We start from the raw sequence: 13,075 nt of genomic DNA on the forward strand, positions 1-13,075 counted from the left end.
ATCCAAGCTGTTTTCAGAGGTCTGTCAAGAGCGGAACTGCCACGGAGCTTTCTCCCCCCTGAACAGTTACCCTTTTTAAGTACCTGATTGGGAAGTTGGCTCAGGGGTGGGCCCACCGGGTCCTGTTGGTTCTGCGGACCGCTGCCCTGCTCGAGATCGGCCCAAGAGCTCCTTTCTGGCCTGCTTACAGCGCACAGGTGAGCAAATCTGGAGCAAATGCTGGCGCTGGACCTGGTGTCACGGCGCCCGCAGAATCAGGGCCAAACCAACAACCCGATCACCCACTCCGACCACGCAGACGCGGAAGGAGGGCGTAATCGGGTTCATGCCAGCGCCCGGCTGATCCAGCGGGGCCAGGACGCTGTTACTGCCGCAAGTGGCGCCGGCTCCAGCCAGTGATGGTGGCTTCCACGTTCTCTAGGTGCCACTGCAGGGGGCCTTTCCCCTGGGTGCAGCCCCAGCGGCGGAAGTGTTTGCCGGGCTGCAGAACGCCCCGTAGCCGCAGCTGCCGCAGGGTCTCACGGCTGATCCCAAGCCACTCACACACCTCAGCCGTAGTGAACCAGGCCCGATGTCGGCCTGTGCTGGCTGTCGCACTCATCGGTTCAGCCATGGCAGTACCGCTGGATCCCAGAGGATTTCCAGACGCTGCCCTTCTTTGCTGCAGAGCGGTCTGGTGACGGCCCAGTCGCGACCGGTTTCCGTGAGCTGCCAGTCGTCATCGTCGTTGCGCAGCTGAAAGCCGGCGGCGGCTAGCTGTTGGTTCATGCTGCGGAGGTTGCGATCGAGCCGCTCTGCCAGTTGCTCGGCCCTTAACCAGGTCGCCCCTGCGCGTTGCCTCGCGCGTTGCTGCACCTCAGTGCCGGCGGAGCCGCTGTTGCCTTGGATTTCCTCTAGGACGCTCAGCAAGGCCTCGGCCTGCGGCACGCCGGTGAGGTCGATGATCTCGTCGGCCTGAAGCAGCACCTCTGTCGCGGTCTGCCTGCGGATTGCCTCGATGCTCTTGGCTCCGTGTGCCGTCATGCCTTGCTGACTCCGCGCGATGGCGGGCAGCAGCTCATGGGTGAGCCAGCGCCGCATTCGCCAGGCCGTCTGGCTTTTGCCCAGCAGCAGAAGCCTCAGCAGGCCGCCTTCACTGATCAGGGCCAGGGTGCAGCCCTCGCTGCCGGGGCCCTCCTGGGAATGGAGGCAGTGCTCCTCCTCTCGCAGGTTGGCCAGGTCCCTGGCGATCGGCTGCTGGCCAAGGGCGGCTGCGACATCAGCGGCGGCGAACCAGGCCTCACCGTGCTCATCGGTGCTCACCCGAATGCGGTGCCCCTCAAAGGAATAGGGCATCAGAGCGGTCGTGCTGCTCATGGCTGAGAAGGCGAGAGGAGAGTGGCGCCAGCTGCGCCAGTGGCCGCGAAGGTCGCTCCTGCCTGCGGTCTCCGGGGAGCTGGCACCGGGCCGGAGAGCAGCAGCAAGATCGTGCTCAGTTGCAGCGCCAGCAGCAGCCACAGCAACCACTGCAGCTGCTGCAGGCTGCTCACCCCCACGGTGGTGTTGCTTCGCTGGCGGGTCCGGCAGAAGGCCGGCAGCTTGGGACTCCTTTCCCTCTCGCTGAGGCGGAAATTGGCGTGGTGTGTCATCAGAAGTGCACCTCTTCATCGGCGAACTCATCGCCGTAGTCCTCTGCATCGGCTAGGGGGATCGCCTGCTGCTGGCGAGCTGCCGCCTCATCGGAGCGGTAGGCCTGCTCGGCTGCTTCTATCCAGGCTGGATCTGTGCCCTCGCGGATGCTCAGCGGGCCGTAAAAGCCGATCGTGACGTTGCGTGGCACCGCATCGGCGGACGCCTGGTCTTCGATCTTGGGGCCTTTGGGATTGCCGTCCTGGTCGTATTGCTGGGCCCAGCGGGTCTCCAGCGTCAGCACATCACCCACATTCAGCCGCCCGCGGCGGTGCTGGCGCCGTGCCTCGATCCACTCGCCAAAACCCTTGGCCTTGAGGATCAACCGCACCCGATCGCCCGCTGCCGGCACGCCGCCCTCGTCACCGATGCGGGCCTCCATCGTTGTGCCCGGCATGGCGATCGCATGGACGACCATCTCCTGCTTCACCTTGGGCCGGCCCTGGCGGTCGCTGCCGTTGGGGATCGGCTCCATCGCCCCGGAGCCTTGGTTTTTGCGTAGCCGGTCGCGCTGCTCGGGGCGCACGATCGCCAGATAAGCCACCTCAGCGAGGCGTTGCTGCCGAATCACCGGCGCCGCATTACGGCTGCCGTCGTTGAGTTCAATTGCCATGGCCGTCGCTCGATTGGGTGGAGGGGGAACAAGAGAGAGGCAGCAAGGGATCCAGGCCCGCCCCAAGCCGCAGCAGGTGATGGGCAGCACCCGAGAGGCTCAGCTGGTGCTCGGCCGACAGCTGCCGCACCTGGCGGTAGACATCGCTGTGGACGCAGACGCACAGGTAATGGCGGCCGTGCTGCGCCCGCGGCTGGGGCCTGGCATAGGCGCGGCGGCAGACGCTCATGGCGTCACCCCCGCCAGCTCGCGCTCGAACACGTCGATGAATGCCTTGTGGCGCTGCTGGGTGATGCGGTCCTTGATCGTCCGCGCCTCCTTGGGCACCCGAAAGTGATGGCGGAACTCGATCGTGAACCGCTTACGGACCTCCGGCGGCATCGCCGCCAGGAACTTGTGCAGGGTCTCGATCTCCTCCTCGCTCAGTGGCTCCAGGCCAGGTTCAACCGCTGCCACCGCCGTCGCCGCTGAAGCTTCCGCGGTCCACTCGTCGTCTGTGCTCTGCTGCACCCCTGCCACAGGGGCTGCAGCAGCAGGCTCTTCTGCAGAGTCGCTTTTGCCTAAAAACGCAGTTTTTTGCAATTCAGGCTCGTTAGTACGAATCCCTGCTGTCACAGGAATGCCCAGCAGGCCCGCCAGCAGCAAGCCCGTCAGATCATGCCAAGCCCAACTCCCCTCCTCGGGTGCCAGTGCTTCGCTGAATTCCTCTGCGCCGCCGCGGTGCCGCAGGCTCACCCGCAACAGCTGCTGATCCTCATGGATCAGCTTCTGGGCGCTGAACGAGAAGCCCAGGGCAAAGGCCGGCGCTGCGGCCTGGACGACCTTGGGCAATGAAGGGTCGTGGATGGCAGCCATCTGGGCCTGGAACTGGGCCAGGCCGTCGGCCCACTGGGCGCGGGCCTGATCCCGGCTCTGCAGCAGGGCGTGGTTGAAATCAAGGGCGGTTGTGGGACCTGGCGTCGGCTCCATCCGCCCGCTTTGGGTGGTGGTCATCGAAGGCACTGCGGGACCGGCGCCCGCTTGCACGAGATATTACTAACTCGCTAATCCGAATCTGTATCTCAGAACACGGGTCTATCGGTTATGCCGAATTCGCATCGTTTTGAGCGGTTCAGCTAGCGCTCGCCTTGCTTGCCCAGTCCTGGAGCCAGCGCTGCGGCATCCACGCCTCACCGTCCCACAGCCCCTTCAGTTGCTCTGGTGCATAGCTCTCAAACCCCGCCAGCACGGCCTGGAACGTCTGCCGCTGCTTGGCCGGCGCCGCCTTAGCTGCTGAGCTGAGGGCATCCATTACGCCTATGCCGTTCTGCTTAGCGATCTGCACCAGCTGGGCGCGCCACGCCTCGCTCAGGCGAGCAGCCTCCTCCCCATCGAGCTCAGGCTGGGCCGGCAGCTCCGGCGTCTGGTACGCGCTCGGCACGGGCAGCAGACCCAGATGGCAGCTCCAAAACTCGGCCGGCCCCCACATCAGCCCTGCGTCATCCAGCAGCGGCTCGGCCTGGCTGATCAGTTCCTTGAGGTCGCCGGTGCGCACACCGTTGAAATCCTTGGCCGCCAGGCGGCGATTGACCTCGGCGAGAGCAAAGAAGCTTTCCGGCCGGGGCTTGGGCGCCTTGCCGTTTTCAAACACGCTGAGGGTGCTCGGGGCCATCATTTCAAAGCCGGCCTCCTTGGCCCACTTGTACGCCGTGTACTGGGTCCAGTGGTTCAGCTCCCGCCAGCGCCGCAGCATTCGCCCGAACTGCTGACCGGCTTCGAGCTGCTTGGCTTCGATGTACCGGTACTCAAACGGCATCAAGGCTGAAATCTGGCCATTAGCGAGAGGCTAAGACAATGTTGGTTGCGGAATCACATCTCTATTGTTGCCGCAATGGATTGGCACGAATCTGGCTTGGCTGTCGCCTCTGCATACGTTGCCGGTGCGAGCACAGGCGACCTTCGGGCGGCAGCAGCCAATCGCTTGAAGCCAGGGGCGGCGGCCAGCAGCAGGCCTGACGCAGCAAGCCTTCTAGCTCAAGGCGTTGCGCTGCTGTCAACAGCTCCAGCGGCTCGATAATGCGGCTGTCTGGCCCCAGGCTCCAGTCGTCCCGCTGACAGCCGTAAACCCAATCACGGCCATCGGGAGCAAGTGCCCACAGCAAGGCACCGAGCTGATCGCGCTTGATTTCAATGGCCAGCTGCCAGCCGCTGGCCAGATCGAGACGCATCCGTCCCCACCAGATTTCACTCCAGGGCCGCTCCGCCAGGAAGGCCTCCCCCGTCAGAAGGGTCAGCAAGGCCTGCTGGATCTCGGCGGCGCAGCAACGGCTCAGGGGGTGCACAGCGGATGTCGCAAGCCATTGCCACGGCACCAGAGCGCCCACTCCCCGAGGGCGATCGGTTTGCCGCAACAGCGGCAATGGCCGGGATGGCGGACGCGGATGCGGCGAAAGCCATGGGGGTCGGCTGTGGGCTGCCTGTGGGGCACCCCTGTCGTCGGTACTCCTGGCGCGGACGCTCCAGATGGAGGGTGCCCGCTGACTTGCAATCCGTGCTCACGGATCAGCCGACAGGCCAGGAAGGCACTGGTGCGCGCCTCCTCCAGGTGGGGTGAGGCGGTCATCGCCACCAGCTTGCGGACCTTCTCCGCTGCCCGATCTGCCGCTGCGCTGTCGACCCTGCCCTATTCGTCAATGGGATCAGCTTAGCGAGCCTGTGCCAACATGAATAAGCTGATTCGACATACCGAGGTTTCTATGCCCTCGATGATGACCCCTCTCTCCGTGCAGTTCACGCTTGAGCAGCGGGACTGGCTGGATGCGCGCACCCGCGGCGGTGTGCTCTCGCGTTCCTCGGTGATCCGCCTGATCGTGGCCGAGGCCATGGAACGCGACGAGCTGGCCAGCAGCCCCCGTAAGCGTCAGGGACAACATGGCCAGCGCTGAAGCGGCCACCAGTCCCACTGAGGCCTGCATCGACTGCGCAGCCGCCAAGCAGTTCCTCTCCCTGCTAGGCAAGGACCCGGCCAGCGCCCGGCTGCGCGCCTTCCCCCATCGCGCCAACCCCGCCAAGGCGGTGATCGGTGCCCGCAAAGGGCCCTTCGAGCTGGCGGTGGCGGAGCAGTGGCAGCGAGAAGGCCGCGGCATCTACCTGGTGATCAACGACGGCGGCGACCGCAAGAGCGAGATCACGGCCTGCCGGGCGTTCTTTGTGGAATGGGATGACCGGCCGATCGACTGGCAGCTGAATGCCTGGAAGGAGCTGGGGCTGCCCGAGCCCTCGCTGATCGTGCTCAGCGGCGGCAAGTCTGCCCACTGCTACTGGCTGCTGGAGCAGCCCATCCCGCCACAGGAGTGGGCGCCGCTGCAGGCGGAGCTGATCGCCTACGCCGGCGGTGACCCCCACTGCAAGGACGCCTCACGGGTGATGCGCCTGCCCGGCTGCTGGTACATCGATGCCGGTGGCCAACCGGTTGCGCCAGTGGAGCTGGTGCACGTCAGCGGCCAGCGCTACGTGCCGGAGGACATCGCCCTGACGCTGCTGCCCGATGAGTTCGCCGAACCGGCGGCAGAGCCCGCGCCGCAACCAGCTATCTCCCTGGAGCAACCCAACGAGGGTCCAGGTACTGGAATCCCTCTGCCGAACCTCGACGACGAGGACTTCGGGTTGCCCAGACCGCTGCAGCAAATCCGCACCGCCCTTGCTGCCATCCCCCGGCGCGTGGCGGGTAGCAACACTTACGCCGATTACCGCAACATCCTCTGGGGTCTGATCCAGGCCTGCGAGCAGGCCGGCCATGACCGTGAGCTGGCGATCGCCCTGATGGAGGCCCACAGCCCCTCAGCCAGCTGCGGCTGGGACATCCGCCAGGTGGCCAGCTCCGGCGGCGAGCAGATCAGCGCCGCCACCTACTGGTTCCATGCCCGCCAGCACGGCTGGTTGCCGCCGGAGCCTGTCCACACCCCCAGGCCTCCCGGAGTGCAGGCTCCTGGTAGCCGCCGAAACCAGGGCGACGCCAGCGGCCGCCATCCCGGTGGCAAGAGCAGCGACCGCACCAGCAGTAGCCAGGGCGCCACGTGGTCTGGCCAGGCCCCCGGCCAGCAGCGCTTCTCGCCTCGGCCGGACAGCCGGGTGCGTTGGGGAAAGGTGCACCTGCCATTTAATCGACGCTTCGACGCCCTGGAGCACTGCATCCGCTCCCTGGTGGCTCGCGAGCGCAACAGCCTGCGCCGCAGTGCCCGCGTGCGGGAGGCCCACGCCGCTCTGCAACTCAAGACCGCCCTGCGGTTGCAAGAGATCAGCCAGCTGACCCTCGAGGCCCTCGATCTGCGCAACGGCAACCGCTTCCAGCCCCTCACGGAAGACGAACGGGCTGCCATGCCCCCACCGGCGGTGCAGTGGGAGATTCCGCTCTGCATCCCCCGGGCCGATCTGACGATCATTGGAGGGCGGGCCAAGGTGGGTAAGACCCGGCTGGTGCATGCCCTCGCCCGCTGCCTGCTCTGCGCTGAGGACTTTCTCGGCTTCGGGGGACCGGAAGTTCCGCGGCCGGTGATCTTGGTGACTGACGACCAGGGCGATGGCGACACCGCCCAAATGCTGCAGCAGCTGGGGATCTGGGATCACCCGTTGCTGCTGTGGTCACGCCGGTTCAGGGTCACCGAGGCCAACCTTGATGCCCTGCTGGTATGCCTGGCCGAACACCCTGGCGCGGTGCTGATCCTCGATTCGCTGCGCTCAATCACCCGCAGCTGTTTCTTTGGCGAGAACGACCCGGAGATGGGCTCGCTGATCTACGACCTCAAGCACCAGGTCACCGACGCCGGCGGCACCCTGCTACTCATCCACCACTGCAACAAGGCCAACGACACCACCGGCACCGAGGCCCTCTCGGGCCATAACGCCATCGCCGGGGCGGCCAACACGATCTTGACCATGCACTACCTGGCCAAGGGCAATCGGCTGATCAAGGATTCGCCACAGCGACGGCTGGTGCGCGAGGCCCGCTCAGGCCCGCCAGCGGATCTGGTGGTGTCCATCGACGGCAAAACCGGCACCTTCTCAAGACTCGGCACCTACGACGACCTGCAGGTGCAGCAGGAGAAGGAGAGCGATCTTGATCGCGCCAGCCAGCGGGTCCGTAAAGCGAATGAGAAGCAGCAGGAGGCCCTGCGTTACCTACAGGCACTGCATGCCAATGGACTTGCTGGTGTGGGACTGCTGGAGCTGGTTCAGGCGATCGGCGCAGCGCCTGCAGAAGCGCGCCTGAAACGGGATCTGGAGGGAGAGACGCTGAGCACCTACAACGCCCTCGGCCGTTTCCTCAGCCACCTGGACGGCCTGGTCATGGCCACCCGGGTGGGCACCAGCGGCCAGAGCTACTACCTGCGCTACGGACTAAGCGACGCAGGCGCGGAGTGGCTGGCGCGTGAGTTCGATCTGTAGGGGGTGCTTCTTTGAAATCTTTGCACTCCCCTGCCCTGCATCCGATCTGGCCGGTTCTGCGGCGTGAGATCGCCCCTGCATGCTTTCGATTCTTTGCCGCCATCCGACGGCCTGAGCAACGCAGCGCCTTTTATCCCGACGCTCACCAGAACAGGGCTGAATTCATCGTTTTCTTTCTCCTCCACTGCGCTGCAGGCGGTCTCAGTGATTTTTGGGGTGTGATTTCTTGGCCATTCTTTGTGTTCTTTCAGGGGCTTGGTCTGTGGCCTCCTGGGGGCCAAAGAATGTCCAAGAATCGAAAGAATGCGCCGCGCCCAGACCACCCCAGATCCACTGCGCCAGAAGAGAATACAAAGAAAAGAACGAATTTAGTGTTTCATGTGAGGCTGTGGTGATCAGGTGTCCTCTCACCGCAACCAGCTCTGCCATCGGTGCTTCCAGCGACTGGCTGCCACCGATCCCAGGCCTCCGGCGCACCGACCCGGAGCACCGCTACTGGCTGGGGGATCACTTGTTCGCGGTGTCGGTCACCGGTGTGGTCGGCTCTAGCAAGAGCGCCTTGGCGATGGCCCGCATCGAGGCCACCCGCCACCAGTGGGAACCCCGCGGTCACACCGTTCACCAGGCCCTGGAGTCCCTGCTCAAGGCCCGCTTTCATCCCCTGCCCCAGCCTCGCCACCAGGCCAGCCAGCACCTGCAGGATCTGCGGGCCTCTGACTACGGCGACTGGATCGAGCCGTTGCTGGCCCACCCCCATTGGCAGGAGGTGACGGTGATCGCCTCGGAGCGGCCCACCTGCTGCCTGATCCGCAACCTGGCCGGCACCTACGACACCGGCTACATCCAGCACGCCAGCGGCCTACGAGTACTTGCCGACCTCAAAACGCTTTCGGCGCCGAACTCCAGTAGTTACTGCACCCGCGCCCAGCTGGGCGGCTACATGGCCCTAGAAGCAACCTGGGGGGTGAACTACGACGCGGGCCAGACGATCTGGGCCCGGCCCGGGGATACCCGTTTCTCGCCGCTGTATTCCCGCGAGGAATGCCTGGCGGCCTGGGCAGCGGCATGGGCGGGATACGTGAGCCGTATGCGGCCTTGGTGAGGCACTATCCGAACTTGTTTATTCGGACTATCGAGCCGCTATATTTTGGCAGAAGCAGTTTTTCTGCTCGCTCTCCTCTCCCAGTTGGAACGGTTGATGCCTGCCAGCACCACCAGCTCTGCTCCCCTGGCCGGCGTTGCGCTCGATGCGCTGCTCGATCGCATCACCGCCCTCAAGCTGCAGCAAAAAAGCATCGAGGCCGAGCTCTCCCCGCTGCTGGAGCAGCTCAGCGGTGCTCTGGAAATTGGCGACCTCGATGCCGTTTTCTCTCACAACGGCTGCAGCTTCTCCTGGTCCGCCGGGCGCACCAGCTACGCCTACCCCGAGCCGCTGCAACAGCAAGAGCAGGCCCTCAAGGAGGCCCAGCGCCTGGCTGTTGCAACCGGTGCCGCCATTGAAAAGCAGGGCAAGGCGTTCTGGACCATCAAGGCGGCGCGGGGTTGAGCGATGGCCAATCCCCAGAAGCGCAAGGGGGATGGGGCCGAGCGAGAAGCGGCCGAACTGCTCAGCGCTCTCCTGGCCCTGACGGTGCGCCGCAAGCTGGGCGCTGGCCGCACCACCAGTGCTGGCGGTGACACCGGCGACCTCGACGGCGTGCCGGGTCACGTGATCCAGGTAGCCAGCTGGGCCAATGTCGCTGCTGCCGCACGCATCAAGCCAGCTGAGGCCTCTCGGCAGGCGGACCATGCCGGTGAACCATTCGCCGCAACCTTGGTGCGCTTCCGCGGTGGCACCTGGCGGGTGGTGCTTACTCCCGAGCAGTGGGCCACGTACCTGCGGTTGATCCTGCGAGAGGGGTTGCTGTGAGCCACCCAGCCTCTACTGCTGGCACCACCGCTCAAGGCATGGCGGAGGCGGTGGATGCTGATCTGGTGTTGCTCGATGAGCTGCGCCAGGCGGCTCCCCAGCAGGACGCCGATGGTCAGCCGCTCTGGGCAGCTGTGGATCCCAGCCGGCCGGTGGGAAAGGGCAATCCGCCCAGGGGCCGCCGCAGCCAGAGCCACAAACCCCGCGCCAGCCATATGGAGGTGGAGACGCGCATAGCTGAGGCCCAGCTGTGGATCGCCCAGCGGCTGCCTTTGGCTGTGATCAGGGAAAAAGCAGCCCAGAACTGGGGAATCAGCAACATCAAGACGATCAGCAAATACCTGGCCCTGGCGCGTCAGCGGATGGTGCAGGAGCTGCTCACCGACCGGCGCCGCCACCAGGCCGAGCAGATCTTTGCCTTGAACGAATGCGCCCGCCGGGCGATGGAGGCCGAGCAGTTCAACGCTGCTGTGGGCGCCTTCCGGGTGATCGCTGAGATCGGCGGCCTGCTGCGCGCACCGATCAAGCCGCCGGAGCCACGGGCATGACCGGGAGCAGCACCGCCACCGCTATGTCTCCACCAGTGCTCACGCCACCGGCCTCTGCAGACAGCAGTGGTCTGTTGCTGAGCGAGCTCGACCCCTGGGGTGACGCCGGCCTGCTGCACCTGCCGACCAGCAGCACCCCAATCCAGGCGGAACCCCAGAGCCTGCGCAGCTTCATTGCCGAGGCCTACCCGCGCTACGGCTTCCACCGCTGGGCTGACGTGCTGATCGACTTGCTCCAGCAGGTGGCCGATTGCCAGCTCAGCCGCCTGATCGTCACCTGTCCTCCCCGCCTCGGCAAAAGTCTCCTGGTTTCCAAGCTGTTTCCGGCCTACTTCCTGCAGCGCTACCCGCACCTCTTTGCGGCGATTGCCTCGTACTCAGCCGAACTGGCCTACGCCCACTCCAGAGAAGCGCGCCACTTCTACCGGGTGACCGGCCACCTGCTGGCCCGCGACTCGGCAGCGGTGGGCAACTGGCTCACCCGTCAGCGCGGTGGCTGCATCGCCGCTGGTGTCGATGGCCCGTTCACGGGTAAGGGCTACAGCCTGGGGATCATCGATGACCCTTACAAGGGCCCAGGTGATGCGGCCAGTCCGGCGCTGCGGCAGAAGTTGATCGACTGGCTGCGCTCGGTTTGGCTCACCCGGGCTGAACCGGCCATGGTGCTGGGACCAGACGGCAGCGAGCAGCCAAACCTCTCAGCCCAAGTGGTGGTGCTGACCCGCTGGGACCACCAGGACGTGATCGGCTGGTTGTACGAGCAGGAACTCGGCGAGGCCCCCCAGCAGTGGACCGTGCTGGATCTACCCGCTGTTGCAGAAGAGCCGGCCGAACGCCCCAAGCTGCCGCCTACCTGCATCTTGATACCCGACTGGCGCCAGAGGGGCGAGGCCCTCTGCCCCGAGCGCTTCCCGCTGAGCGAGCTGGTCAAAATCCGCGCCCGCCTCGGTGCTTACTGGTGGGCGGCGCTGTATCAGCAGCGGCCCAGTCCGGCGTCGGGATCAATCTTCCTGCGCAACTGGATCAGGCCGCCCTTTCCGCGGGAGGAGACAGGAGCTAAAGCTGGCCGCCAGCGGCAATACGCCCTGCTGGCCCTCTCCTGTGACCTGAGCTTCAAGGGGGAGGCAGAGAGCGACTACTGCGGCTTCTGCCTGGCGGGGCTACTTGCACCACCACCGAGATCGCTCAACTTGCGCACAGGCGAACACGAGGGGCCGCCCCACAGCACCGCCTTGGAGATGGAGGTGCTGTGGGCCGCCCGACATCGCTTTGGCCTGCCGGAGGTGATCCGCTTCCTGCTGGGCTGCCTGCAGGCGCTGGAGCAGCAGGGCCTGCGGCCCAATGCCGTTCTCATAGAAGATGCAGCCAACGGCCCAGCCGTGCTGCAAACCCTCCGGCGCCGCGTGCCGGGGATGCTGCCGATCACGGCGCGCGGCAGCAAGGAAACCCGCGCCCATGCCGTCGCCCCCCTGGTGGAGGCAGGTCAAATTCGTTTTCACCACCGCGCCCAGCCCTTGGTGGAGGAGGCAATCCGCTTTCCCAAGGGCAGCAAGGATCTGGTGGACGCCTTCTGCCACGGTGCCCTGTGGCTAGAGGGCCGCTACTGGAAAGCCCAAGGCATCCAGCCGGTGGTGACCCCACTGCTGGTGAGTCGGTGAGGGGGCCGCTGGTGTCCGCGGTGCGAAAATGTTCCACGCCATCTCCTCGTGAGAGCCAGGCGCCAACAGTGCCAACTCCGGCTGCTGTGCAACTGGTGCTGCCGCTCACAGTCGTGCTGGTGGGTGATGCTGCTGGGGCAGCTCAGATGCTCAAGCAACAGCGTTACCGCCAGCCGATGTGCCATGCCCGGGCCGAGCAGTTGGAGATCAACTTGCAGGCACCGGTGCATCACCCGCCGAGGCCCAAGTGTCAGCCGCCGACGCGCTGCAGACCCCGGCGACAGCGGCCATTGCGGCCTCACGCCGCGGCTGATGCCCTGGCGCTGGAGCACATGGATCTGGCGGAGAAGATCGCTGGCAACTTCGCTCGGCGCACTGTTCACCCCAAGGAGGACTTGCTGCAGCTGGCGATGATTGGGCTGATCAAGGCAGCACGGCGCTACGACCCTTCACGGGGGCCATTTCGGCCCTACGGGCGCACTTACGACAATGGGGAAATCACGCACTTCCTGCGGGACAATGGCTTCCTGCTGAAGGTGCCGCCGACGTGGCGGGAGCTTCATGCGCGGGGGCAACGATTGCTGACCTCAGGAGTAGGAGTGGGCGAGATGCTGGAGCGATTAGGGATCAGCCGCGAGCAGTGGATTCAGATCGTTGATGCTTGCTCAGTGCGGGTAGTTGCATTTCCTGTTGATTGAACGCCTCCCCTGAGTGGCAGGCAAGGAGCTTGGGGCAGCGAGGCAGACGATCGTGGTGGCCTGTCCACTCGAGGGGCCTGTTAGGCAGTCTTATCAGCAGTAGTGACAGCAGCATTCATAATTTTCAGATACAATGGAGTTGTGTTACCTCTTCCACCTGTGTAGCTAGCAAATGAGCCAGTAAACTCTTCATAACAACCAGACCTTTGAATCCTAACAAGTAAAGATCGCAACAGTTCAGGATCTATTCCTAATGCAAGGCGGACTTCTTGCTCAAACCCTGGCCAGATCCGCATCGCTCGCTGGAGATCATTCTCATTGCCTGCGATCGGATTATCCTGCTCCTTTTTATGCAGTATTGCTATAATCTGGACTTCGCGATACGAAAGATCATCAACTATTCCAACAATCTCTTCGTACTCATCTGTATTAGAGACTTCCCCTTCTATTTGGCCGCGCAAAATCTTCGCCAGTAGTCGATGATAGAAGACGCCGCCAATGGCCCGGCGGTCTGTCAGCTGCTCCAGCGCCAGATACCTGGGCTGATCGCAGTGCGG

Annotated in this window: 18 protein-coding genes; 8 read left to right on the plus strand and 10 right to left on the minus strand. The window is 64.8% G+C overall.

All coding sequences use genetic code 11. From position 1 onward, the window contains the following. Positions 1–364: 364 nt before the first annotated feature. The 9 genes from AC01FP_RS13690 to AC01FP_RS13730 all read right to left on the minus strand — a co-directional run bounded on the left by AC01FP_RS13690 (position 365) and on the right by AC01FP_RS13730 (position 4,883). Positions 365–613, minus strand: a complete 249-nt coding sequence (locus AC01FP_RS13690) for a helix-turn-helix domain-containing protein (RefSeq protein WP_474480989.1) — start codon at positions 611–613, stop codon at positions 365–367. Next, positions 598–1,356 (minus strand): BRO family protein, encoded by a 759-nt coding sequence (locus tag AC01FP_RS13695; RefSeq protein ID WP_474480990.1) that lies wholly within the window; start codon positions 1,354–1,356, stop codon positions 598–600. Before AC01FP_RS13695 ends, AC01FP_RS13690 begins: the two co-directional genes overlap by 16 nt. After that, on the minus strand, positions 1,353–1,628 hold the full coding sequence (locus tag AC01FP_RS13700) for a hypothetical protein (protein WP_474480991.1): 276 nt from the start codon (positions 1,626–1,628) through the stop codon (positions 1,353–1,355). The genes AC01FP_RS13695 and AC01FP_RS13700 overlap by 4 nt, the downstream gene beginning before the upstream one ends. Then, positions 1,628–2,281, minus strand: a complete 654-nt coding sequence (locus tag AC01FP_RS13705) for a hypothetical protein (protein ID WP_474480992.1) — start codon at positions 2,279–2,281, stop codon at positions 1,628–1,630. Before AC01FP_RS13705 ends, AC01FP_RS13700 begins: the two co-directional genes overlap by 1 nt. Next, a complete protein-coding gene (locus AC01FP_RS13710) occupies positions 2,271–2,510 on the minus strand; it encodes a hypothetical protein (RefSeq protein WP_474480994.1) in 240 nt (79 codons plus the stop codon). Before AC01FP_RS13710 ends, AC01FP_RS13705 begins: the two co-directional genes overlap by 11 nt. Continuing rightward, positions 2,507–3,274 carry a hypothetical protein gene (locus tag AC01FP_RS13715; RefSeq protein WP_474480995.1) on the minus strand — a complete coding sequence of 256 codons (768 nt, stop codon included), beginning with the start codon at positions 3,272–3,274 and terminating at the stop codon, positions 2,507–2,509. The genes AC01FP_RS13710 and AC01FP_RS13715 overlap by 4 nt, the downstream gene beginning before the upstream one ends. A 118-nt stretch (positions 3,275–3,392) precedes the next feature. After that, the gene (locus tag AC01FP_RS13720) at positions 3,393–4,076 is read right to left on the minus strand and encodes a helix-turn-helix domain-containing protein (RefSeq protein ID WP_474480997.1); all 684 of its coding nucleotides are present in this window, start codon (positions 4,074–4,076) and stop codon (positions 3,393–3,395) included. A gap of 61 nt (positions 4,077–4,137) precedes the next feature. Further along, positions 4,138–4,557, minus strand: a complete 420-nt coding sequence (locus tag AC01FP_RS13725; RefSeq protein WP_474480998.1) for a hypothetical protein — start codon at positions 4,555–4,557, stop codon at positions 4,138–4,140. Between the two features lie 32 nt (positions 4,558–4,589). Further along, complete coding sequence (locus AC01FP_RS13730) at positions 4,590–4,883, minus strand: hypothetical protein (RefSeq protein WP_474480999.1); 294 nt, start codon at positions 4,881–4,883, stop codon at positions 4,590–4,592. A 100-nt stretch (positions 4,884–4,983) separates the two neighbouring features. On the opposite strand from AC01FP_RS13730, the gene AC01FP_RS13735 reads away from it, so the two are divergent. The 8 genes from AC01FP_RS13735 (at position 4,984) to AC01FP_RS13770 (ending at position 12,518) form a co-directional block, all read left to right on the plus strand. Then, positions 4,984–5,205, plus strand: a complete 222-nt coding sequence (locus AC01FP_RS13735; RefSeq protein ID WP_474481000.1) for a hypothetical protein — start codon at positions 4,984–4,986, stop codon at positions 5,203–5,205. Continuing rightward, positions 5,192–7,705: an AAA family ATPase gene (locus AC01FP_RS13740; protein WP_474481001.1), complete on the plus strand. Its 2,514-nt coding sequence runs from the start codon at positions 5,192–5,194 to the stop codon at positions 7,703–7,705. The genes AC01FP_RS13735 and AC01FP_RS13740 overlap by 14 nt, the downstream gene beginning before the upstream one ends. A 391-nt stretch (positions 7,706–8,096) precedes the next feature. Next, on the plus strand, positions 8,097–8,807 hold the full coding sequence (locus tag AC01FP_RS13745) for a hypothetical protein (protein WP_474481002.1): 711 nt from the start codon (positions 8,097–8,099) through the stop codon (positions 8,805–8,807). Between the two features lie 45 nt (positions 8,808–8,852). Further along, the gene (locus tag AC01FP_RS13750; RefSeq protein WP_474481003.1) at positions 8,853–9,251 is read left to right on the plus strand and encodes a hypothetical protein; all 399 of its coding nucleotides are present in this window, start codon (positions 8,853–8,855) and stop codon (positions 9,249–9,251) included. Between the two features lie 3 nt (positions 9,252–9,254). Next, positions 9,255–9,614: a hypothetical protein gene (locus tag AC01FP_RS13755; RefSeq protein ID WP_474481005.1), complete on the plus strand. Its 360-nt coding sequence runs from the start codon at positions 9,255–9,257 to the stop codon at positions 9,612–9,614. Further along, positions 9,611–10,162, plus strand: a complete 552-nt coding sequence (locus AC01FP_RS13760; protein WP_474481006.1) for a hypothetical protein — start codon at positions 9,611–9,613, stop codon at positions 10,160–10,162. The genes AC01FP_RS13755 and AC01FP_RS13760 overlap by 4 nt, the downstream gene beginning before the upstream one ends. Further along, complete coding sequence (locus AC01FP_RS13765; RefSeq protein ID WP_474481008.1) at positions 10,159–11,820, plus strand: phage terminase large subunit family protein; 1,662 nt, start codon at positions 10,159–10,161, stop codon at positions 11,818–11,820. Before AC01FP_RS13760 ends, AC01FP_RS13765 begins: the two co-directional genes overlap by 4 nt. A gap of 86 nt (positions 11,821–11,906) precedes the next feature. Further along, positions 11,907–12,518, plus strand: coding sequence for a sigma-70 family RNA polymerase sigma factor (locus AC01FP_RS13770; RefSeq protein ID WP_474481010.1), 612 nt, complete (start codon positions 11,907–11,909; stop codon positions 12,516–12,518). 80 nt (positions 12,519–12,598) lie between these two features. Here AC01FP_RS13770 and AC01FP_RS13775 read toward each other — a convergent pair. Continuing rightward, positions 12,599–13,075: hypothetical protein (locus tag AC01FP_RS13775; RefSeq protein WP_474481011.1), on the minus strand; the 477-nt coding region annotated here is incomplete at its 5' end.

Source organism: Cyanobium sp. NIVA-CYA 375 (genome assembly GCF_056108345.1).